The 19,676-nt window shown below is 64.3% G+C and carries 21 protein-coding genes and 1 riboswitch; of the genes, 14 read left to right on the plus strand and 7 right to left on the minus strand.

The features are described from left to right. Window positions 1-13 precede the first annotated feature (13 nt). The 3 genes from AACY13_RS21000 to AACY13_RS21010 form a co-directional block, all read right to left on the minus strand. Window positions 14-1,594: a GMC family oxidoreductase gene (locus AACY13_RS21000; protein WP_339463520.1), complete on the minus strand. Its 1,581-nt coding sequence runs from the start codon at window positions 1,592-1,594 to the stop codon at window positions 14-16. Between the two features lie 54 nt (window positions 1,595-1,648). Continuing rightward, window positions 1,649-2,167, minus strand: a complete 519-nt coding sequence (locus AACY13_RS21005) for a transcriptional initiation protein Tat (protein ID WP_339463521.1) — start codon at window positions 2,165-2,167, stop codon at window positions 1,649-1,651. Window positions 2,168-2,539: 372 nt separating this feature from the next. Beyond that, window positions 2,540-3,274, minus strand: coding sequence for a S1 family peptidase (locus AACY13_RS21010; protein WP_339463522.1), 735 nt, complete (start codon window positions 3,272-3,274; stop codon window positions 2,540-2,542). A 221-nt stretch (window positions 3,275-3,495) separates the two neighbouring features. On the opposite strand from AACY13_RS21010, the gene trhA reads away from it, so the two are divergent. After that, window positions 3,496-4,113: a PAQR family membrane homeostasis protein TrhA gene (gene trhA / locus AACY13_RS21015; RefSeq protein WP_339463523.1), complete on the plus strand. Its 618-nt coding sequence runs from the start codon at window positions 3,496-3,498 to the stop codon at window positions 4,111-4,113. Window positions 4,114-4,282: 169 nt separating this feature from the next. Here the strand turns inward: trhA and AACY13_RS21020 are convergent, their stop codons facing one another. The 3 genes from AACY13_RS21020 to AACY13_RS21030 all read right to left on the minus strand — a co-directional run bounded on the left by AACY13_RS21020 (window position 4,283) and on the right by AACY13_RS21030 (window position 6,250). Next, window positions 4,283-4,777: a SprT family zinc-dependent metalloprotease gene (locus AACY13_RS21020; protein WP_339463524.1), complete on the minus strand. Its 495-nt coding sequence runs from the start codon at window positions 4,775-4,777 to the stop codon at window positions 4,283-4,285. A gap of 112 nt (window positions 4,778-4,889) precedes the next feature. Then, on the minus strand, window positions 4,890-5,489 hold the full coding sequence (locus AACY13_RS21025) for a Yip1 family protein (protein ID WP_339463525.1): 600 nt from the start codon (window positions 5,487-5,489) through the stop codon (window positions 4,890-4,892). 158 nt (window positions 5,490-5,647) lie between these two features. Beyond that, the gene (locus tag AACY13_RS21030; RefSeq protein WP_339463526.1) at window positions 5,648-6,250 is read right to left on the minus strand and encodes a DNA-J related domain-containing protein; all 603 of its coding nucleotides are present in this window, start codon (window positions 6,248-6,250) and stop codon (window positions 5,648-5,650) included. 97 nt (window positions 6,251-6,347) lie between these two features. Between AACY13_RS21030 and ttcA the strand changes: the two genes are divergently transcribed. The 6 genes from ttcA (at window position 6,348) to AACY13_RS21060 (ending at window position 10,793) form a co-directional block, all read left to right on the plus strand. Continuing rightward, window positions 6,348-7,172 carry a tRNA 2-thiocytidine(32) synthetase TtcA gene (gene ttcA / locus AACY13_RS21035; RefSeq protein WP_339463527.1) on the plus strand — a complete coding sequence of 275 codons (825 nt, stop codon included), beginning with the start codon at window positions 6,348-6,350 and terminating at the stop codon, window positions 7,170-7,172. 42 nt (window positions 7,173-7,214) lie between these two features. Next, window positions 7,215-7,886, plus strand: coding sequence for a DNA-3-methyladenine glycosylase I (locus tag AACY13_RS21040; protein WP_339463528.1), 672 nt, complete (start codon window positions 7,215-7,217; stop codon window positions 7,884-7,886). A 91-nt stretch (window positions 7,887-7,977) separates the two neighbouring features. Further along, entirely contained in the window at window positions 7,978-8,736 is a 759-nt protein-coding gene (locus AACY13_RS21045) for an NAD-dependent deacylase (RefSeq protein ID WP_339463529.1), read from the plus strand. Between the two features lie 76 nt (window positions 8,737-8,812). After that, window positions 8,813-9,430 (plus strand): C40 family peptidase, encoded by a 618-nt coding sequence (locus AACY13_RS21050; RefSeq protein WP_339463530.1) that lies wholly within the window; start codon window positions 8,813-8,815, stop codon window positions 9,428-9,430. 148 nt (window positions 9,431-9,578) lie between these two features. Then, window positions 9,579-10,103, plus strand: coding sequence for a C40 family peptidase (locus AACY13_RS21055; RefSeq protein ID WP_339463531.1), 525 nt, complete (start codon window positions 9,579-9,581; stop codon window positions 10,101-10,103). A gap of 27 nt (window positions 10,104-10,130) precedes the next feature. Further along, complete coding sequence (locus tag AACY13_RS21060) at window positions 10,131-10,793, plus strand: O-methyltransferase (protein ID WP_339463532.1); 663 nt, start codon at window positions 10,131-10,133, stop codon at window positions 10,791-10,793. A gap of 85 nt (window positions 10,794-10,878) precedes the next feature. Here AACY13_RS21060 and AACY13_RS21065 read toward each other — a convergent pair whose 3' ends face one another. Then, a complete protein-coding gene (locus AACY13_RS21065; protein ID WP_339463533.1) occupies window positions 10,879-11,226 on the minus strand; it encodes a GFA family protein in 348 nt (115 codons plus the stop codon). A 145-nt stretch (window positions 11,227-11,371) separates the two neighbouring features. Beyond that, a riboswitch (cobalamin riboswitch) is annotated at window positions 11,372-11,760 on the plus strand. 120 nt (window positions 11,761-11,880) lie between these two features. Between AACY13_RS21065 and btuB the strand changes: the two genes are divergently transcribed. The 7 genes from btuB to AACY13_RS21100 are packed head-to-tail and all read left to right on the plus strand — an operon-like array spanning window position 11,881 to window position 19,657. Continuing rightward, a complete protein-coding gene (btuB, locus tag AACY13_RS21070; protein ID WP_339463534.1) occupies window positions 11,881-13,749 on the plus strand; it encodes a TonB-dependent vitamin B12 receptor in 1,869 nt (622 codons plus the stop codon). Window positions 13,750-13,770: 21 nt separating this feature from the next. Continuing rightward, window positions 13,771-14,343 (plus strand): hypothetical protein, encoded by a 573-nt coding sequence (locus AACY13_RS21075; RefSeq protein ID WP_339463535.1) that lies wholly within the window; start codon window positions 13,771-13,773, stop codon window positions 14,341-14,343. 17 nt (window positions 14,344-14,360) lie between these two features. Next, window positions 14,361-15,656 carry a cobyrinate a,c-diamide synthase gene (locus AACY13_RS21080; protein WP_339463623.1) on the plus strand — a complete coding sequence of 432 codons (1,296 nt, stop codon included), beginning with the start codon at window positions 14,361-14,363 and terminating at the stop codon, window positions 15,654-15,656. Then, window positions 15,656-16,303, plus strand: a complete 648-nt coding sequence (bluB, locus tag AACY13_RS21085; protein ID WP_339463536.1) for a 5,6-dimethylbenzimidazole synthase — start codon at window positions 15,656-15,658, stop codon at window positions 16,301-16,303. Before AACY13_RS21080 ends, bluB begins: the two co-directional genes overlap by 1 nt. Next, window positions 16,300-17,208 carry an adenosylcobinamide-phosphate synthase CbiB gene (gene cbiB / locus AACY13_RS21090; RefSeq protein ID WP_339463537.1) on the plus strand — a complete coding sequence of 303 codons (909 nt, stop codon included), beginning with the start codon at window positions 16,300-16,302 and terminating at the stop codon, window positions 17,206-17,208. Before bluB ends, cbiB begins: the two co-directional genes overlap by 4 nt. Window positions 17,209-17,216: 8 nt before the next feature. After that, window positions 17,217-18,209, plus strand: a complete 993-nt coding sequence (cobD, locus tag AACY13_RS21095) for a threonine-phosphate decarboxylase CobD (protein WP_339463538.1) — start codon at window positions 17,217-17,219, stop codon at window positions 18,207-18,209. Continuing rightward, complete coding sequence (locus tag AACY13_RS21100; RefSeq protein WP_339463539.1) at window positions 18,206-19,657, plus strand: cobyric acid synthase; 1,452 nt, start codon at window positions 18,206-18,208, stop codon at window positions 19,655-19,657. The genes cobD and AACY13_RS21100 overlap by 4 nt, the downstream gene beginning before the upstream one ends. The last annotated feature ends 19 nt before the right edge of the window (window positions 19,658-19,676 follow it).

Genomic DNA, 19,676 nt, shown 5'->3' on the forward strand with positions numbered 1-19,676 from the left:
TCCATTGCTGCTATCAGAGGGCACGCTGGCTGAGCTGCGTGCCGATGTACTCGGCCTGGCGCAGGGCCAGGGCGACGATGGTCAGGGTCGGGTTCTGGCCGCCGCTGGTGGTGAACTGGCTGCCATCGGAGACGAACAGGTTGGGGATGTCGTGGCTCTGCCCCCACTTGTTGACCACCCCGTCGGCGGCCTTGGCGCTCATGCGGTTGGTGCCCATGTTGTGGCTGGCCGGGTAGGACGGCAGGCGGATCACCTCGCTGGCACCGACCGCCTCGTAGCACTTGCGGGTCTGCTCGACGCCGTGCTCGCGCATGGCGATGTCGAAGGCATGGTCGTCCTTGTTCACCACCGGCACCGGCAGGCCGTACTGGTCCTTCTCGCTGGCGTGCAGGGTGATGCGGTTGCCCTCCATGGGCAGGTCTTCGCCACACAGCCAGACCCCGGACATGTGGTCGTAGCGCTCCATCTTCGAGGCGAAACCGCGACCCCAACCCTGTGGCGTCGGGTCGAGGAAGGCGGACATAAACGGCAGGCCGAGCGACAGCACCTCCAGGCGATAGCCGCCGATAAAGCCGCGGGCGGGGTCGTTGTACGACTCGTCGGAGATCACCCCGGCGCAGGTGGTGCCGCGGTACATATGCACCGGCTTGGGCAGGGTGGCGTAGATGCCGGCGGTGGTGTGGGTCATGTAGTTGCGCCCGACCTGGCCGGAGGAGTTGGCCAGACCGTCCTTGAAGGTCGACGACTCGGAGTTGAGCAACAGCCGTGGCGACTCGATGGAGTTGCCGGCCACGCATACCACGCGCGCCTTCTGCCGCTGCTGGCGGCCCTGGGCATCGGCGTAGACCACCGCGTTTACCTTGCCGCGCGCATCGTGCTCGATGCGCAGGACCATGGACTGCGGGCGTACCTCGCAGTTGCCAGTGGCCTCGGCGCGCGGGATGTCGGTGTAGAGGGTCGACCACTTGGCGCCGATGCGGCAGCCCTGCATGCAGAAACCGATCTGCATGCAACCCGGCCGGCCATCGTAGGCCTGGGTGTTGATCGCCATGGGGCCGGACTGGATTTCCTTGTAGCCGACCCGTTTGGCACCTTCGGCCAGCACCTTGAACGAGTTGTGCCACTGGTGGTACGGCATACCGGTGGTGGGACCGGTCACGCCCATGTGCCGCTCGGCCTTGACGTACCAGGGTTCCAGCTCCTCGTAGCTGAGCGGCCAGTCGAGCAGGTTGGCACCCTTGATCTCGCCATTTTCCGTGCGCATGCGGAACTCGAAGTCGCGAAAGCGCAGGGCCACGCCGGCCCAGTGCACGGTACTGCCGCCAACTGCCTTGACGATCCAGGCCGGCAGGTTGGGGTGGTTCTGCGCTATATCCCAGCCACCGGTGGCGATACGTTTGTCGAGCCAGGAAATCTTGTTGAACATGGCCCATTCATCGTTCTCGATGTCGGCCATTTCGAAGCGTTTGCCGGCTTCCAGCACCACGCTACGGATGCCCTGCTTGGCCAGGGCGTGGGCCAGGGTGCCGCCGCCGGCACCGGAGCCGATGATGACCACGACGTCGCCGTCGTCTTGTGAAAATTTCGCTGCCATGGGGTGTTCCCCTCATTGTTGGAATTGGATGAGCTGCGATTGCTGAGGTGTGGCTCAGAGCCAGTCGAGGTCGTTGTAACCGCGCGCCAGGTAGCCGCCTTTCTCCACCGAGGAGCCTTCGTAGCCAAACAGTGGAAACAGCGCCGGGTTGTCGTAGAGGCCGAACATCAGGGCGTTGCGCACGGCGCGAAAGAACGGCCCGGTTTCGATCGCTCGCAGCAGGGCGACCCGGTCGATTTCCGTGCTGAGGTCTTCGAAGGGCTGGCCGTGACGCCGCTCGGCGCTGGCCTGCAGTTCGCGCAGGCCGTCGGCGATCAGCTCGGGTTGCTTGGCCACCAGTTCGGCCAGTGGCTTGGCGTAGTGCAGGTCATTCAGGCGGTCATGGGGGTAGATGTCGCGGCCCATGCGCAGCAGACCCTGGGGCAGGGCGGGCAAGGCCTCGTCGGCGAGCAGGGTGACCGGGATCAGCTGCGCGGCCACGGCTGTGACGCCAAGGGCGAGCAGGGACTGGCCGGAAAGGGACATAAAGCGCCGGCGCGTGAAGCCGGTGTCGGGGCTGGGAGAGTCATGCATGGCAGTGCTCCAGGCTATTGCCGACACAGCCTGCTGGTGAGATCAGGTGTGGCCGGCGCTCATTGTTATGTGCCGAGAGGACTGTTTCTCCTCTCTCGATAACCCTTGAGCAGCTTGCGTGCCAATGCTTTTTATAGGTCTAACATGCTGATTTTTATTGTTTTTATTAAAAGTAGAGTGAATCTATGGCGCTGCGTCGTAACGTCCCTGTAATGCGAGATTCTTTACAGCTGTAAACATCTGTAATGGGGTGCGCAGTGGAATGCGCGGAGCAGGCGAGGGGCGGCCTGGTCTACTGATCAGCCCCTGCAAAACGCACTTTATGCAGGGGTTCTGTACCGCCACTGCGACCCTTAGCGGGCAGGCGTGGCTTTAGCGCTCGGTCAGTGTCAGCAGGATATCGGCATACCAGGTGCAGTTCAGGCCCAGGGCTTCATCCAGCTCGAGGTCGCGGCTGCCGACATCCAGCCGCGCAGAATGCACGCCCAGCAGCAGCCAGGGCAGGTCGCCGAGTCGTTCCGCGCGTGCGGCCGCTACCCGCATGACCACGGGGGCACCGCTGGTGCCGCGGTGGGTGCGGGCGTCGCTGAGGAAATAACCCTCGCCCTGAAAGCGCAGGCCGAACGAGGAGGCAATCACCGCCTGGCGCACCACGGGCATATGGTGCAGCTGGTCGTGAAAGCCCAGGGGGAAGCCGACCACCAGCAGGGAGCTGCCCACCTCGACCCGATCATCGGGCTGCAGCAGGTGTTCGGGGGTGAAGGCGCGGTAGACCATGCTGTCCGGCAGGGCCGCACGGTGCAGTTCGATCACCGCCACATCGATCTCGCCGGTGGCGTCGTTGCCCTGGTGCCAGAGGCTCTGGCCATCGCGGTACAGGGGGATCGAGAAGCCGGTGGACTGCGCCATGTTGCTGGCGTCGGTATGCAGCTCGATCTCGATCCGGTCGGGGAAATGCTCGCTGTCGGCATCCAGCATTACGTGGCGGCTGGTAACCAGAAACAGTCGCTTGTCGCGTTCGAAGAAGAAGCCGCTGGCGTTGGTGCGCAGGCACTGCTGGTTGAAGGTGGAAATCCGGGCGGTGCTGAGCAGTATGGGTTCGATCATCGACGGCTCCTTGCGGTTTGGGGCAACCAGGGGGTAGATACTCGATTGGGCAAGGCATCCAGGACTATGAGAGTCTCCAGCGCCGTACTGTTGCATGCTTTGCTGCACGCCCGGGGCTTTTCTCTGCCCGAGGCGCTGCGTTTACGACTCGCAATAAGCTGCGTTTTCAGTCATAAGCCTGCAGCATTCGCGCCGGTATGGCCGCCTGAGGAACGGAAACTATGTATCAGGGTGAAAGATTCAATGCCTGGACCCATCTGATCGGGGCCGTTCTGGCCTGTGTCGGGGCGGTCTGGTTGCTGGTATTGGCGAGCCTGGACGGCGAGCCGCGCAAGATCGTCAGCGTGGCCATCTACGGTATGACCCTGGTGCTGCTTTACAGCATCTCGACCCTGTACCACAGCCTGCAGGGCCGGACGAAGGTGGTGATGCGCAAGCTCGACCATCTGTCGATCTACCTGCTGATCGCCGGCAGCTATACGCCGTTCTGCCTGATTACCCTCTACGGCCCCTGGGGCTGGTCGCTATTCGGTGTGGTCTGGGGGCTGGCGCTGGTCGGTATGCTGCAGGAGATCAAGCCGCGCTCCGAGGCGCGGGTGTTGTCCATCGTGATCTATGCGCTGATGGGCTGGATCGTGCTGGTGGCGGTCAAACCCCTGCTCGCGGCGCTGGGCTCCGCCGGGTTTACCTGGTTGGCGGGGGGCGGTGTGCTCTATACGGTGGGAATCATCTTCTTCGCCTACGACAGCCGCTTCCGCCACTGGCATGGCATCTGGCACCTGTTTGTCATGGCCGGCAGTCTGATGCACTTTGTCGCGGTGTTGTTCTACGTCCTGTAAGGCGGCGCTGCGTCAGGTGGGCTCAATTTATGCCTACAACCTGGCCCGTTGCGCTAGGCCTCTACGCTAGGGTGCGCTGTGCGCACCAAGAGTCTGCTGCTGAAGCTGGTGCGCGCGGCGCACCCTACGAGGTCAGGGTTCTTCGCACTCAAGCGCCGATGCCTGGGCCTTATTCGACGCGCTGCTCGCCGGTATAGCTCAGGGTCACCTTGCAGCGCCGGCAGTAATAGCGGCGACCTTTGGCCACCATGGCATGGCGCTGCGCCGAGAAGGGGAATTCGCCCTGGGGACAGCTGCAGCTGTAGATATAGCGGCTGACCGCCCGGCGTTGCACGGCATAGCTGTGGCAGCGATTGGGTGGCAGCTCGTAGACGCCGCGCATGATCAGCTGCCATTCCTCGCCATGGGGCTGGATCTTCAGGCCAAACAGCTGATGGGCGATTAGGTGAGCGACCTCATGGGGTACCGTCTGCCTGAGGAAGTCTTCGCGGTTTTCCCGGTACAGCTGCGGGTTGAAGCGCAGCTTGTTCTCCGTCAGATGGGCGACGCCGGCCTTCTGACCACGTAGCTTGAAGCTCACTTCGGCGCGGGCAAAGGGTTGCTTGAAAAAGGCTTCGGCCTGCAGGTAGCAGCGTTCGACGTGGCTGAGCAGTTGTTCGGGCATGGACGGCGGTTGTCAGGGGCGGGCAGGCGATTATGCCCAAGGTGCGGGTCGAGCACAGCCCTGAAACGACGAAACCACCTGGCGGTGGTTTCGTCTGTTGCCTCACACAGCGCTAACTGGTGTAGATCGGGCCAACCCCGAAGCCCCAGAGGATCACCGAGGCGGCAATCATCGCCACCAGCACTACCAGGCCTACCGCCAGTACCGAACTGGAGAACATAAAGCCTTCGTCATCGGGTATGCCCATAAAGGTCGGTATGCCGACATACAGCAGATACACGGTGTAACAGATGGCTGCCGTGCCCACCACCATTGCCAGCCACAGGTGCGGATAGAGTGCTGCCAGTCCGCCGATAAACAGCGGGGTGGCGGTGTAGGCGGCGAACACCACGCACTGGGTCAGGTTGGGGCTGGCGTCGTAGGTACGTGCCATCCAGTGGATAAAGGCCCCCATCACCGCAATCCCGGCGAGCATCGCCAGGTAGGTCATGATGGTCATCTGCAGTGCGCTTGCTTCGGTCAGCATCACCGGTGCTCGGTCACCAATTGACCAGCCAACCTGGGTAGTGCCGATATAGGCCGAGATCGCGGGAATCGCCGCGAGAATCAATACATGGGTGAGATACATGTGGCTGATGGTTTCTTCTTCGCCACGGATTTCCTGCCATTCCTGATCGGGATGGGTGAAGAGCCCCCAAACGTGATGGATCATGCCAGACACCTCCTCTTATTATCCGGTCGCCCCCCAGCGCGGTGCCCGGCGCGCGTGTGCAGCGCCACCGGGTACGCGGCCGAACCTATGCGACCGTATGTCGCAGTATAGGCAGCGATCGGCGCGGGAGGAGGGGCTGCTTAGAGCAAATCGGACTCTCAAAGCTTCCCGTAATAGCGTTCCAGGATTTCCATGGCCTTGTTGATCGATTGCAGGCGGGCGGTGCTGCCGCCACGGTCGGGGTGGTGCTGGCTGACCAACTGGCGATAGCGGCGCTTGATAATGGCGAGGCTGAGCGCTTGCGGGGCGTCGTCCAGTTCGAACAGCTCCAGCGCCGCGCGTTTTTCCTCGCCGCCCTGCATGCGGGTCCAGAAACTAGCCAGGAGCTTCTCCACGTCGCGCTCGTCGGTCTCGCGCAGTTGCTCGAGATCCAGGTAGTAGTCGCGCAAGGGGTCATGCTCGGCGAGTTCGACGCGCCCGGGTTGATAGGGCAGCAACTGGATATGCAGCGGATCGATGCGCACAAAGCCGGTGCGCTCGGCCCATAGCCGGTCGCGCAGGCGGTAGAGGGCGTTGAACAGCAGAAAGTGCGTGCGAAACAGCACCAGCTTGTCGGTCAGCGGCAGGTGGGGGATATGGCTGCAGTGGCGCTCTTTCAACTGCTGGATCAGCTGGTACTCGCCCAGGCCGGCCGGGGCGGCCAGCAGCAGTTGGTGGACGTGTTCGCAGAGGTCGAGGCTGGGGTCGAGATCATCGTTCATCGGCCGAGCCTAGCATTTCAACAACTGCGGGGTAGGGCGCACCGTGCTTTCTGCGTAAAATGCCGCACTTTCGTAAGCTTCCGGATTCCAGCGCATCATGGGCACCCTCTCGGTCAACCAGAACAAACTGCAAAAACGCCTGCGTCGCCAGGCCGGTGAAGCCATTGCCGACTTCAATATGATCGAGGATGGCGACAAGGTCATGGTCTGCCTGTCCGGCGGCAAGGACAGCTACACCATGCTCGACGTGCTGCTGCACCTGCAGAAGGTCGCGCCGATCAAGTTCGAGATAGTCGCGGTGAACATGGACCAGAAGCAGCCGGGCTTCCCCGAGCATGTGCTGCCGGCCTACCTGGAATCCATCGGCGTGCCGTACCACATCGTCGAGAAGGACACCTATTCGGTGGTCAAGGAAAAGATCCCGGAGGGCAAGACCACCTGCTCGCTGTGCTCGCGCCTGCGTCGCGGCACCCTGTACACCTTCGCCGACGAGATCGGGGCGACCAAGATGGCGTTGGGTCACCACCGCGATGACATTCTGGAAACCTTCTTCCTCAATATGTTCTACGGCGGCACCCTCAAGGCCATGCCGCCCAAGCTGCGCGCCGACGATGGGCGCAACGTGGTGATTCGCCCGCTGGCCTACTGCAGCGAGAACGATATCGAGGCCTACAGCCAGCTCAAGGAATTCCCGATCATTCCGTGCAACCTCTGCGGCTCGCAGGAAAACCTGCAGCGCCAGGTGGTCAAGGAGATGCTGCAGGAGTGGGAGCGCAAGTCGCCGGGGCGCACCGAAATCATGTTCCGCGCGCTGCAGAACGTGGTGCCATCGCAACTGGCCGACCGCAACCTGTTCGACTTCAAGAGCCTGAAGATCGACGACAGCGCCACCCCGCGCTTTGTCGATGTGATGAATTTGTAAGGGCACCGGCAAGCTGCAAGAGACAAGCACAGGCGAGGGGCGATGCGCGACTACAAATGGCTTAACGAGTACTGCCTGAACCGTTTCGGCTCGGCCGCCGAGCTGGAGGCGCGCCTGCCGCAGCCGCTCAGCGCCGAGGAGTTGCGTGCGATCAGCGACGACCGTTACCTGTCGGTGCTCAGCCTGCGGATCTTCCGCGCCGGGCTTAAACACAGCCTGGTGGATGCCAAGTGGCCGGCTTTTGAAGAGGTGTTCTTCGGCTTCGATCCGGAAAAGGTCGTGCTGATGGGCGGCGAGCGTCTGGAAAACCTGATGCAGGACGCGCGCATCATCCGCCATCTGGGCAAGCTCAAGAGCGTGCCGCGCAATGCCCAATTTGTCCTCGATGTGCGCCAGGAAAAGGGCAGCTTCGGCGCGCTGATCGCCGACTGGCCGGTGAGCGATATCGTCGGCCTGTGGAAGTACCTGGCCAAGCACGGCAGCCAGCTCGGCGGTCTGTCCGCGCCGCGTTTTCTGCGCATGGTCGGCAAGGACACCTTTGTCCCCAGCGACGACCTGGTCGCCGCGCTCAAGGCGCAGCAGATAATCGACAAACCGCCCACCAGTCAGCGAGACCGCGCCGCGGTACAGGCCGCGTTCAATCAGTGGCAGGCGCAGAGCGGCCGGCCGCTGTGCCAGCTGTCGATGATGCTGGCCTATACGGTCAATCATTGAACAGGTAGGGTGGATGGCGCTTTCTCCATCCACCTGTTGATGTGCCGGTGGACGACAAGAGCGTCGTCCACCCTACGTGGGAGCGCTTGAGATGGACGAGGTCATTGCCCGTGTCGCCCAGGCCATCGCAGCGGCCGAGCGCATCCTGATTATCACAGGTGCCGGGCTTTCAGCTGATTCCGGCCTGCCCACCTACCGCGGCCTGGGCGGCCTGTACAACGGCCATACCGCCGAAGGCCTGCCCATCGAGGCGGCGCTGTCCGGGCCCATGCTGCAGCGCGATCCGGCATTGTGCTGGAAATACCTGGCCGAACTGGGCAAGGCCTGCCTGGGTGCCCAGGCCAACGCCGGGCACCATGCCATCGCCGAACTGCAGCGCAGAAAGCCCGGCTGCTGGCTGCTGACCCAGAATATCGATGGCTATCACCGCGCCGCCGGCAGTCCGATGGAACGGGTGATCGAGATCCATGGCGAGCTGGCCCCGCTGTATTGCCAGTCCTGCGGGGCTGTCGACCCCGAACTGGCCGAACACCTGAACCGGCCGCTACCGCCCAGGTGCCGGCAGTGTGGCGGGGTTCTGCGCCCGCCGGTGGCGCTGTTCGAGGAAATGCTACCGGAGCCGGCCATCGCCCGCCTTTACGCCGAGTTGCGCCAGGGCTTCGAGGTGGTGCTCAGCGTCGGTACCAGCGCCAGCTTTCCCTATATCGTCGAACCCGTGCTGCGCACCCGTCAGGCTGGTGGTCTGAGCGTCGAAATCAACCCGAGTCGCACTGACTTGAGCGCCCTGGTGGAGGTCCATCTGGCAGGGCGGGCGTTAGATGTTTTGCCGAAACTGCTGAGTCACATTTAGAGCCATAGAATTTGCAAATCGATGCCATAGAAGGCATAGTCGCGCCCTTATAGAATTTATCGACACGGTCGTGCCCATGCTCAAACGCCTCGCACCCCTCGTGCCTCTCGCACTGACCCTGGTTCTGGCCGCCTGTGCCAACCATACGCCACAACCGCCTGCAGCCAACGCGGTTTCCCAGCAGCAGACCCATTCCGCCAAGCCTGCGACCGCCATTGCCGATGAGCAGGATGAACTTGCGGACTTCGCCGCCGACAAACCCTACGAACTGCCCCAGTTGGCCGACAGCATCCTGACCCATGGCTTGACCCTGGTGGGTACCCGCTATCGTTACGGCGGCAGCACGGTGAAGTCGGGTTTCGATTGCAGCGGCTTTATCGGCTACCTGTTCAAGGAAGAGCTGGGCATGCAATTGCCGCGTTCGACCCGCGAAATGATCAATATCGATGCGCCGCTGGTCGAGCGCGAAGAGCTGGAGCCGGGCGACCTGCTGTTCTTCAGCACCAACGGCCGTGGCCGGGTCAGCCATGCCGGTATCTATATGGGGGATAACCAGTTTATCCACTCCAGCAGCAGTCGCAGCGGCGGCGTGCGGGTCGACAGCCTGGAAGATCGCTACTGGAACCGCACCTTTCTCGAGGCCAAGCGGGCCCTGGCTTTGGCCCCGAGTGAGTCGGTCGCGCGCCACCCCTGAGCCGGTTCTGGGCTGCCGAAAGTGCTCGGCAGCCTTCGCCAGGGCTCATGTCGATAGTTTTCAACGACCTGCCGAGTAAAGCTAAAGCTTGCACTAGGGTGTGCAAGCCGGCAGAGTAGGGCGCATCCCGGCTCAGGATCGTTCGTCCATGACCGTTATCGCCCGTCTCGCCCTGTTTGCCCTCGCCCTGCTGCTCAGCGCCTGTGCGGCACGTGCGCCTACCCCGGCAGTGCAAGCGCAGATTCATGTCCCCCACGGCAGCCAGCAGGGCGGAGCCGAGGATGTGCTGTTCCGCGCCCTGGGCCTGGTCGGCACCCCTTACCGCTATGGTGGCAATAGCCCGGCGGGCGGCTTCGATTGCAGCGGTCTGATCGGTTACGTCTACCGTGATGCCGCCGGTATCAGCCTGCCGCGTTCGACCCGCGAGCTGATCGGCATGCGCGCCCCGGTTGTCAGTCGCGACCGCCTGCAAAGCGGCGACCTGCTGTTCTTCGCCACCAATGGCGGTCGCCAGGTCAGCCATGCCGGCATTTATGTCGGCGACGGCCGCTTCGTTCACGCGCCCTCCAGCGGCGGAACCGTGCGCCTGGACAGCCTGAGCAATAGTTACTGGCAGCGCACCTACCTGGATGCCAAGCGCGTGTTCAGCGGTGAACTGGCACGCAACCCCTGACAGCGGTCATTTGCAGAGGGAGTTGGCATGACCAACCAGACACTCAATCTCGATTCCGCCCTGTATCAATATCTGCTGGATGTGTCCCTGCGTGAAACACCACTGCTCAAGCGCCTGCGCGAGGAAACCGCGCAGTTGAGTATGGCGCGTTGGCAGATTGCTCCTGAACAGGGTCAGTTTATGGCCTTGCTGGTGCAGTTGACTGGCGCGCGGCTGATTGTCGAGGTCGGCACCTTTACCGGTTACAGCGCCCTCTGCATGGCCCAGGCCATGGCTGAGGATGGTCGGTTGATCTGCTGCGATATCCCCGGCGACTACAACGCCACCGCCGAGCGCTACTGGCGTGAGGCCGGCCTGGCCGAACGTATCGAACAGCGCCTGGCCCCGGCCCTGGAAACCCTGGCCGCGCTGGAAGGCGAGGGCCTGGCGGGGCAGGTCGACCTGATCTTTATCGATGCCGACAAGGCCAACTACCCGGCCTATTTCGAGCAGGCCCTGGGGCTGCTGCGACCGGGAGGCCTGATCCTGTTCGACAACACCCTGTGGAGCGGGCGCGTACTTGAGGTCAACCCCGAGAGCGCCGACACCCGGGCGATCCAGGCGCTCAACCTGGTGCTGCACGATGATCCGCGCATCGACCTGTCGCTGCTGCCGCTGGGCGACGGCCTGAGTCTGTGCCGCAAGCGCTGACGGCTATACCGTGCAAGCCCCTGCGGCGTTAGGCCCGCTGCATTCAAGCGCGGGGCGATTGGGCAGCCTTCCTCCTTCTTATGGCCTAGAGCGCTCGTCCATCGAAGTGACTGACGGGCACGGCATCCAGGTCGATGCCTTCCAGGCAACGGATATTGATCGCCGCCACGCGCTTGCCTTCTGGGTCGCGGCCTTCGCCGAAGGGATGGATGCCGCAGGTCGGGCAGAAATGGTGCTGAATCACATGCTTGTTGAAGCAGTAGGTGGCCATCTGGCTTTGCGGTGTGAGCAGCGTCAGTCGATCGTGGGGGACGAACCACAGCAGCGCGCCCTTGCGCTGACAGATCGAGCAATTGCATGCCAGCGCCGCGTCGAGCTGGCCTTCCACCTCGAAGGCCACCTGGCCGCAGTGGCAGCTGCCTGAGTATTTCATGGGGGTTCTCCTGTACGGGCAAGAGCTGAAAGCTTAGACCCGGTTTGGCCGGACGCGGTCCTTATCCGTTGACGTCCACGCCACGGGTCTCTACCCTGCGCGGCTTGCAACAGGTGCCCCCACGCAGAGGGCCTGCCCACGATCCGCTACGCGTTCGTGAACAGGCCTCGGCGTGCCAGGGGTGAAACAGGGAAGTCGGTGCGCTGCGCTTCACGCCAGCAATTCCGACGCTGCCCCCGCAACGGTAGACGAGTCAAACCAGCGCTTTTCAGCCACTGTGCTCTAGGAGCCTGTCGGACTTAACACTGTTCTGCTGCGGAAAATTCGGATTCGGCCATTTTTGCCGCTCTTTCTCGTTAAATAGCTAGCTATTCGCCTCGAAAGATCAACAAAACTGACTCGAACCGGACTTTCCCTCGCTACGAACGGTCAAGCCCGACAGGCTCCTCGCATGGGAAGGTGCGTCTGGTCGCGATCTGAACCCTCAGTTCGCCGCTCGTAAGCCCGGAGACCGGCCTGCTGCAGTCCATGGCATCGCGGAGGGCGTTGTCTGGCGTATGGGCTGTCGCCTCTGCGGCGCTTGTGCGTCTTCGTTCTCCGTATGCCTTTCCCAGCCTTGGTCGCCCGGGTGAGTGCGACGGAGCATACGACGCGATGAGTAAGACCCTGTTGAAGCCGATGGCGCTGCTGTGCGCCATGGGTTGTTTTCCCCTGGCCCATGCCGCCAGTCCCACCGAGTTGCAAGATCAACTGGTGACCGCCACCCGTACCGCGCAAACCGTCCAGGAGAGTCTGGCGGCGGTCACGGTATTCGACCGCGCCCAGATCGAGCAGAGCCAGGCGGCGTCCCTGCCCGAGCTGCTGAAGAAAGTGCCGGGGGTGTCCTTGTCCAACAATGGCGGCCCAGGCAAGAACACTGCGCTGTATATGCGCGGCAGCAATTCCAACCATGTGCTGGTGCTGATCGACGGCCTGCGGGTCGGTTCGGTGTCTTCCGGCGGCGCGGCCCTGCAGGACCTGCCTCTGGAGCTGATCGAGCGGGTCGAGGTGGTGCGCGGGCCGCGCTCCAGCCTGTATGGCTCGGAAGCCATCGGCGGGGTGATTCAGATCTTCACCCGCAAGGGCGACGGCGAGGGGGCCAAGCCGTTCTTCTCCGCCGGCTACGGCACCCATGACAGTTACAGCGGCAGCGCCGGAGTGACCGGAGGCGGTCAGCAGGGCTGGTACAGCCTCGGCCTCAGCGGCCTGGATACTGACGGCATCAACGTCAAGCAGGTCGGTGCCAGCGGTTATGAAAACGATGCCGACGGCTTTCGCAGCCTATCCGGGACGCTGAGCGGCGGCTATCGCTTCGACAACGGCCTGGAGCTGGATGGCAATCTGCTGCGCAGCAAGTCCCACAGCGACTACGACCAGGTCAACAGCATGCGCACCTCTGGCTTTTCCGCCAACTCCGATGGGGTGCAGAGCGTGGTCGGCGGGCGGGCGCGTTTTGCCCCGCTGGAGCCCTGGCTTGTCACACTGCAGGCCGGGCGCGGCGAAGACAAGGCCGACCATTATCAGGACGGCGACTTCAACTCGCGTTTCGACAGTCGCCGCGACAGCCTGAGCTGGCAGAACGATCTGCGCCTGGCCGACGGCCACAGCCTGACCCTGGGGGGCGATTATCAGCGGGATGAGGTCAACGGTACTGTCGCCTATGCCATGGAAAATCGTGACAACAAGGGCGCATTCGCCCAGTACCTCGGCGAGTACGAACGCCATGACTGGCAACTGTCCCTGCGCCGTGACGACAACGAGCAGTTCGGCCGCCACGACACCGGCAATATCGCCTGGGGCTATGCCCTGAACGAGGCGCTACGGCTGACTGCCAGCTACGGCACAGCATTCAAGGCACCGACCTTCAACCAGCTGTATTACCCCGGCTTCGGTAACCCGGACTTGCAAGCCGAGGAGTCGCAGAGCCTGGAACTCGGCCTTGCCGGGAAGCACGCCTGGGGCCATTGGGCGGTGAACGCCTACCGCACCGAGATCGATAACCTGATCGCCACGGTGCGGGTCAACGGCATCAGCCAGGCCCAGGGCGTCGACCAGGCGCGTATTCGCGGCCTCGAATTGCTGATCGGCAGCGAACTGCTTGGTTGGCAATGGAACGCCAACTACACGCTGATGGACGCGGAAAATCGCTCGCAGCGCGCCAGTCGCACCGGCATTCCCTATTACGGCAAGGAGCTCAATCGGCGGCCGAGCCAGCTGTTCAACCTGGATATTGACCGTGCCATCGGTGCCTTCAGCGTCGGTGCCAGTCTGCATGCGCAGAACTCCACCTACGACGACCTGGAGAACCAGCGCGAACTGGCCGGCTTCGCCACCCTCGACCTGCGCGGCGAATACCGCCTGAACCGTGAGTGGCGTCTGCAAACGCGGGTGGCCAACCTGCTGGATGCCGATTACCAGACCGCCGAGGGCTTCAACCAGCCCGGCCAGGCGGTTTATTTCACTGTGCGCTACCAGGCGCTTTGATCGAGCCGAGAGGAAATCCCGATGCTCAAGCTTTCCCCCCGCGCTCAGTTGGCGATTGGTCTGACCCTGGCGCTGCTGATGGCCATGACCCGTGGTCAACATTTCGCGACGGTCAATCTGCCCAGCGCGTCCTGGGCGGTGTTCTTTCTTGCCGGCGTATTGCTGCGACCGCGCTGGGTATTTCCGGCGCTGTTTATCGAGGCCTCGCTGCTCGACTTCGCGGCGGTGCAGTGGTCGGGCATCAGCGACTGGTGCCTGTCGCCGGCTTACTGGATGCTGCTGCCGGCCTACGGCTCGCTGTGGCTGGGCGGGCGGCTGTATGCCGGTTGGCAGCGCGATAATCTGAGCAGCCTGGCACTGCTGATGGCGACGGTGATGATCGCCGCCCTGGTTTGCTACCTGTTTTCCGGCGGCGGTTTTCTGTATTTCTCCGGGCGTTACCCGGAGCCGAGCCTGGCGCTGCTGGCCGAGCGTATCGGCGTTTACTACCCGCGTTACCTGGCCAGCCTGGCGCTCTATGTCGGCCTGGCGGCGCTGCTCTATACCGGCGTTCGCGCCGCGGGGCTAGCGTCGCGTCACGAGGCCCGGCGGTGAGCGAGCCTGTACCTGGCCTGCGCCACTGCCCGGCATTGCTGATCGCCGCACCGGCGTCCGGCCAAGGCAAAACCACGGTCACCGCAGCCCTGGCGCGGCTGCATGCACGTCAGGGCAAGCGCGTACGGGTGTTCAAGTGCGGACCGGATTTTCTCGACCCTATGGTGCTCGCCCAGGCCTGCGGCGCGCCGGTGTATCAGCTCGACCTGTGGATGGTCGGCGAGGCGGAGAGCCGGCGCCTGCTCTGGCAGGCGGCGGGGGAGGCCGACCTGATTCTGATCGAGGGGGTGATGGGCCTGTTCGATGGCACGCCGTCGGCGGCCGATCTGGCGCGGCGCTTTGGCGTGCCGATCATGGCAGTGATCGACGGCCAGGCCATGGCCCAGACCTTTGGCGCGCTGGCCCATGGCCTGGCGACCTTCCAGGCGGACCTGCCGTTTTCCGGGGTGCTCGGCAACCGGGTCGGCAGCACACGGCATGGCGAGATCCTGCGCGATGCCTTGCCGGCCTCGATTCGCTGGTACGGCGCGTTGCCGCGCAGCGCCGAGGTGCAGTTGCCGAGCCGCCACCTGGGTCTGGTCCAGGCTGGCGAACTCGCCGACCTGGATGCCCGCCTGGATGCCGCCGCCGATGCCCTGGCCGCCAGTGCCGATACCAGCCTGCCGCCGCCAGTCAGCTTTGCCGCCCCCGAGCAGGCAAGGCCCGCGCGCTTGTTGGCCGGCGTGCGTATCGGCGTGGCCCGCGACAGCGCCTTCGCCTTTCTCTACCAGGCCAACCTGGATCTGCTGTGCGAGTTGGGGGCCGAATTGCAGTTCTTCTCGCCCTTGAGCGACAGCCAGCTGCCCGAGGTGGACAGTCTCTATCTGCCCGGCGGTTACCCCGAATTGCACCTGACGCAACTGGCCGCCAACCAGGCCATGGCGCAGGCGATTCGCGCTCACCACCAGGCCGGTAAGCCGATCCATGCCGAGTGCGGCGGCATGCTCTACCTGCTCGAGCAACTGACCGATCAACAGGGGCGCAGCGCCGTCATGCTCGGTCTGCTCCCGGGCCAGGCGACCCTGCAACCGCGCCTGGTGGCACTGGCCCTGCAACAAGCCGAATTGCCTGAAGGCAGCCTGCGCGGCCATACTTTCCACCACTCGGCCCTGAGCAGCGTCCTTGAGCCCATCGCCCGGGGCGAGTGCCCTAACTACAGACGCACGGCCGAAGCGGTCTACCGTATCGGCCGGCTAACGGCGTCCTATATCCATTTCTATCTGCCGTCCGCGCCGAGCGCGGCGGCTGCGCTGTTTCTACCCGGTGAGCCTTGATGAACCAGCAGGCCTTTAGTCCCGAGGAGCGTGCCGCGGTCTACCGCGCCATCGCCGAACGCCGCGATATGCGCCATTTCAGCGGCGGCGAGGTGGCTCCCGAGGTACTGGCGCGCCTGCTGGAAGCTGCGCACCAGGCCCCCAGCGTCGGCCTGATGCAACCCTGGCGGTTTATTCGCATCACCCGCCCGGCCTTGCGCGAGGCGATTCACGGCCTGGTGGAGGAGGAGCGGGGGCGCACCGCCGAAGCGCTGGGCGAGCGCAGCGATGAATTTATGCGGCTCAAGGTCGAGGGCATCCGCGACTGCGCCGAGCTGCTGGTGGTGGCCCTGATGGACGGCCGCGAGGCCCATGTGTTTGGCCGCCGTACCTTGCCGGAAATGGACCTGGCGTCACTGGCCTGTGCGATCCAGAACCTCTGGCTGGCCGCCCGCGCCGAAGGGCTGGGCATGGGCTGGGTGTCGTTGTTCGAACCCCAGGCCCTGGCGGCTCTGCTCGGCATGCCGGTCGGCAGCAAGCCGCTGGCGGTGCTCTGTCTGGGGCCGGTAGAGGCCTTCTATGATGCGCCGATGCTGGTGCAGGAGGGCTGGGCCACGCCACGGCCGCTCAGCGAATTGCTGTTCGAGAACCAGTGGGGCACAGCATGAGCCTGGTTCTCAGCACCTGCGCCGGGGTCGCCCTGGATGCGCTGTTTGGCGAGTCCAGGGGTTGGCATCCGCTGGTGGCCTTCGGGCGTCTGGCCGGGCGACTCGAACAACGCTTCAATCCGGGCGGACGCGGTTGGCGTAGCCATGGGGTGACGGTCTGGTGCCTGGCGGTGTTGCCGCTGACCCTGCTGACCTGGCTGCTGAGCCAGATCAGCGGGCTGGGTTGGGCGGTGGAGATTCTCGCGCTCTATGCGGCCCTCGGGCTGCGTAGCCTGGGCGAGCATGCCCTGCCGGTGGCCCAGGCGCTGCGTCTGGGCGATTTGCGTCTGGCACGTGAGCGGGTCGGTTATATGGTCAGCCGCAACACCGCGCAGCTGGACGCCACGGGGGTGGCCCGCGCCGGCAGCGAGTCGGTGCTGGAAAATGGCAGTGATGCGGTGTTCGCCGCATTGTTCTGGTTTGTCGTCGCCGGTGCGCCGGGGGTGGTGCTGTATCGCCTGAGCAATACCCTGGATGCCATGTGGGGCTATCGCAACGCGCGCTTCGAGCGTTTCGGCTGGGCCGCGGCGAAGATCGACGATGGGCTCAATTACATTCCGGCGCGTTTAGTGGCCCTGACCTATGCACTGCTCGGCAAGACCGCCCTGGCGCTGCGCTGCTGGCGTAGCCAGGCACCCTTGTGGGACAGCCCCAATGCCGGCCCGGTGATGGCCGCAGGCGCGGGGGCGCTGGGGGTCAGCCTGGGCGGCGCGGCGGAGTATCACGGCGAGCTGCATCAGCGGCCCGAACTGGGCGCGGGTCCGCAGCCCAAGGCGCGCGATATCGAACGGGCGCTCAACCTGGTCAATGGCGGCGTACTGCTGTGGCTGGCGCTGTTACTGCTCTGGGGGGCTTTTTATGCGTGATTTTTTCTATGCTTGAACATGGTGGGCGTCTGCGCGCGGCTTCTCTGCGTCACGGCATTGCCCTGGCGGATTGGCTGGACCTGTCCACCGGCATCGCGCCCTACGGTTGGCCGCTGCCGGCGATTGCCGCCAGCGCCTGGACGCGTCTGCCCGAGCAGCACGACGGCCTGGAGGTCGCCGCCCGCGATTACTACGGGGTGGCCAACCTGTTGCCGGTGGCCGGCTCCCAGGCGGCGATCCAGACCTTGCCGCGCCTGCTGCGCAATGCCCGGGTCGGCATCCTCTCGCCGGCCTATGCCGAGCACGCTGCGGCCTGGCAGCGCGAAGGCCACCGCCTGCTGGAACTCAGCGAGGCGGGGGTCAACCGCGCCCTGGAACGTCTCGATGTGCTGCTCCTGGTCAACCCGAACAACCCCACGGGGCGGCGTTTTGAGCCCGAGCAGCTGCTGAGCTGGCATGCCCGCCTGGCCGAACGTGGCGGCTGGCTGGTGGTGGACGAAGCCTTTATCGACTGCACCCCGGCGTACAGCCTGGCGGCCTTTAGCGAGCGGCCGGGGCTGATCGTGCTGCGCTCGTTCGGCAAGTTCTTCGGCCTGGCCGGTATCCGTCTGGGCTTTGTCCTGGCCCAGCCGATCTTGCTGGAGCCGCTGGCCGAGCTGCTTGGACCCTGGACCGTCAGCGGGCCGAGCCGGGTGGTGGCCAGCGCGCTGCTGCAGGACCAGGCTGGCCAGCGCTTGCAGCGTGAGCGCCTGCTGGCCGATGGCGAGCGTCTGGCGACCGTGCTCGCGGCCGGGGGCCTGACGCCGACCGGCGGCTGCGCGCTGTTCCAGTTCTGCTGCACGCCGCAGGCACACGAGCTGCATGAGTTTCTCGCCGCTCAGGGCATCCTCACTCGGCTGTTTGCCAGCCCGTTAAGCCTGCGCTTCGGCCTGCCGGCGGACGAAGCCGGTTGGCAGCGTTTGCAGCAGGCCCTGGAACGCTTTGCCAAGGAATCGCGATGACTACATTGATGGTGCAGGGCACCACCTCGGATGCCGGCAAAAGCACCCTGGTGACCGCGCTATGTCGCTGGCTCAAGCGCCAGGGCGTTAGCGTGGTGCCGTTCAAACCGCAGAATATGGCGCTCAACAGCGCGGTAACCGCCGATGGCGGCGAAATCGGCCGGGCCCAGGCGGTGCAGGCTCAGGCCGCCGGCTTACCGCCGCACACCGATATGAACCCGGTGCTGCTCAAACCCAATAGCGACACTGGTGCCCAGGTGATCATCCACGGCCGCGCGCTGAGTTGCATGGATGCCGTGGCCTATCACGATTACAAGAAGGTGGCGCTGCAGGCGGTGTTGCAGTCGCACCAGCGCTTGAGCGCCGCCTATCCGGTGGTGATGGTGGAGGGCGCGGGTTCGCCGGCGGAGATCAACCTGCGCGCTGGTGATATCGCCAATATGGGATTTGCCGAGGCGGTGGACTGCCCGGTGATACTGATTGCCGATATCGACAAGGGCGGCGTGTTCGCCCATCTGGTCGGCACTCTGGCGTTGCTTTCCGAGAGTGAGCAGGCGCGGGTGCAGGGGTTTGTGATCAACCGCTTTCGCGGTGATATCGCCCTGCTGCAACCTGGGCTGGACTGGCTGGAGCAGCGCACCGGCAAGCCGGTGCTCGGGGTATTGCCCTACCTGATGGATTTCCACCTGGAGGCCGAAGACGCGATCGATGTGCGCCAGACCGCCAAAGCCAGCGAAACCCTCAAGGTGGTGGTGCCGGTGCTGCCACGGATCAGCAACCACACCGATTTCGATCCGCTGCGCCTGCATCCCCAGGTCGAGCTGACGTTCGTCGGCCCCGGCCAGGCCATACCGCCCGCCGATCTGATCATCCTGCCCGGCTCGAAAAGCGTGCGCGCCGACCTGGCCTTCCTCCGTCAGCAGGGCTGGCCGGAGAGCATCGCCAAGCACCTGCGTTATGGCGGCAAGCTGCTGGGCATCTGCGGCGGCTTGCAGATGCTCGGCACGCAGATCGACGATCCCCATGGCCTGGAAGGTGCGGCGGGGTCGAGCCCGGGGCTGGGGCTGCTGGATTTCAGTACCCTGCTTGCACCGGAGAAACAGCTGCGCAATGTGCGCGGCCAGCTGTGCCTGGAAAATGCCCCGGTCAGCGGTTACGAGATTCATGCCGGAGTCAGCAGCGGCGCGGCCCTGGATGCGGCGGCGGTGCAATTGGATGACGGCCGCCGTGATGGGGCGCTGAGCGCCGATGGCCAGGTGCTCGGCACCTATCTGCATGGTCTGTTTGAAACCCCAGAGGCCTGCAGCGCCTTGCTGCGCTGGGCCGGCCTGCGCGAGGTGCAGCAGGTGGATTACCAGGCCTTGCGCGAGCGCGATATCGAGCGTCTGGCCGATCTGGTCGAGGCGCATCTGGATACTGCAAAGCTGCGAACGTTATGTGGCCAGTAGGGTGGATCACGCCTTATCG

Source organism: Pseudomonas sp. EA_105y_Pfl2_R69 (genome assembly GCF_963970915.1).
GTDB lineage: Bacteria > Pseudomonadota > Gammaproteobacteria > Pseudomonadales > Pseudomonadaceae > Aquipseudomonas.

What these genes read in the sequence shown, in the direction of transcription:
- ttcA (WP_339463527.1), top strand. Translation starts at nt 6,348, where the DNA reads ATGGGCACCCTCTCGGTCAACCAGAACAAACTGCAAAAACGCCTGCGT.
- btuB (WP_339463534.1), top strand. Translation starts at nt 11,881, where the DNA reads ATGAGTAAGACCCTGTTGAAGCCGATGGCGCTGCTGTGCGCCATGGGT.
- AACY13_RS21040 (WP_339463528.1), top strand. Translation starts at nt 7,215, where the DNA reads ATGCGCGACTACAAATGGCTTAACGAGTACTGCCTGAACCGTTTCGGC.
- AACY13_RS21060 (WP_339463532.1), top strand. Translation starts at nt 10,131, where the DNA reads ATGACCAACCAGACACTCAATCTCGATTCCGCCCTGTATCAATATCTG.
- AACY13_RS21055 (WP_339463531.1), top strand. Translation starts at nt 9,579, where the DNA reads ATGACCGTTATCGCCCGTCTCGCCCTGTTTGCCCTCGCCCTGCTGCTC.
- cobD (WP_339463538.1), top strand. Translation starts at nt 17,217, where the DNA reads ATGCTTGAACATGGTGGGCGTCTGCGCGCGGCTTCTCTGCGTCACGGC.
- trhA (WP_339463523.1), top strand. Translation starts at nt 3,496, where the DNA reads ATGTATCAGGGTGAAAGATTCAATGCCTGGACCCATCTGATCGGGGCC.
- AACY13_RS21050 (WP_339463530.1), top strand. Translation starts at nt 8,813, where the DNA reads ATGCTCAAACGCCTCGCACCCCTCGTGCCTCTCGCACTGACCCTGGTT.
- AACY13_RS21000 (WP_339463520.1), bottom strand. Translation starts at nt 1,594, where the DNA reads ATGGCAGCGAAATTTTCACAAGACGACGGCGACGTCGTGGTCATCATC.
- cbiB (WP_339463537.1), top strand. Translation starts at nt 16,300, where the DNA reads ATGAGCCTGGTTCTCAGCACCTGCGCCGGGGTCGCCCTGGATGCGCTG.
- bluB (WP_339463536.1), top strand. Translation starts at nt 15,656, where the DNA reads ATGAACCAGCAGGCCTTTAGTCCCGAGGAGCGTGCCGCGGTCTACCGC.
- AACY13_RS21030 (WP_339463526.1), bottom strand. Translation starts at nt 6,250, where the DNA reads ATGAACGATGATCTCGACCCCAGCCTCGACCTCTGCGAACACGTCCAC.
- AACY13_RS21025 (WP_339463525.1), bottom strand. Translation starts at nt 5,489, where the DNA reads ATGATCCATCACGTTTGGGGGCTCTTCACCCATCCCGATCAGGAATGG.
- AACY13_RS21100 (WP_339463539.1), top strand. Translation starts at nt 18,206, where the DNA reads ATGACTACATTGATGGTGCAGGGCACCACCTCGGATGCCGGCAAAAGC.
- AACY13_RS21065 (WP_339463533.1), bottom strand. Translation starts at nt 11,226, where the DNA reads ATGAAATACTCAGGCAGCTGCCACTGCGGCCAGGTGGCCTTCGAGGTG.
- AACY13_RS21045 (WP_339463529.1), top strand. Translation starts at nt 7,978, where the DNA reads ATGGACGAGGTCATTGCCCGTGTCGCCCAGGCCATCGCAGCGGCCGAG.
- AACY13_RS21005 (WP_339463521.1), bottom strand. Translation starts at nt 2,167, where the DNA reads ATGCATGACTCTCCCAGCCCCGACACCGGCTTCACGCGCCGGCGCTTT.
- AACY13_RS21075 (WP_339463535.1), top strand. Translation starts at nt 13,771, where the DNA reads ATGCTCAAGCTTTCCCCCCGCGCTCAGTTGGCGATTGGTCTGACCCTG.
- AACY13_RS21010 (WP_339463522.1), bottom strand. Translation starts at nt 3,274, where the DNA reads ATGATCGAACCCATACTGCTCAGCACCGCCCGGATTTCCACCTTCAAC.
- AACY13_RS21020 (WP_339463524.1), bottom strand. Translation starts at nt 4,777, where the DNA reads ATGCCCGAACAACTGCTCAGCCACGTCGAACGCTGCTACCTGCAGGCC.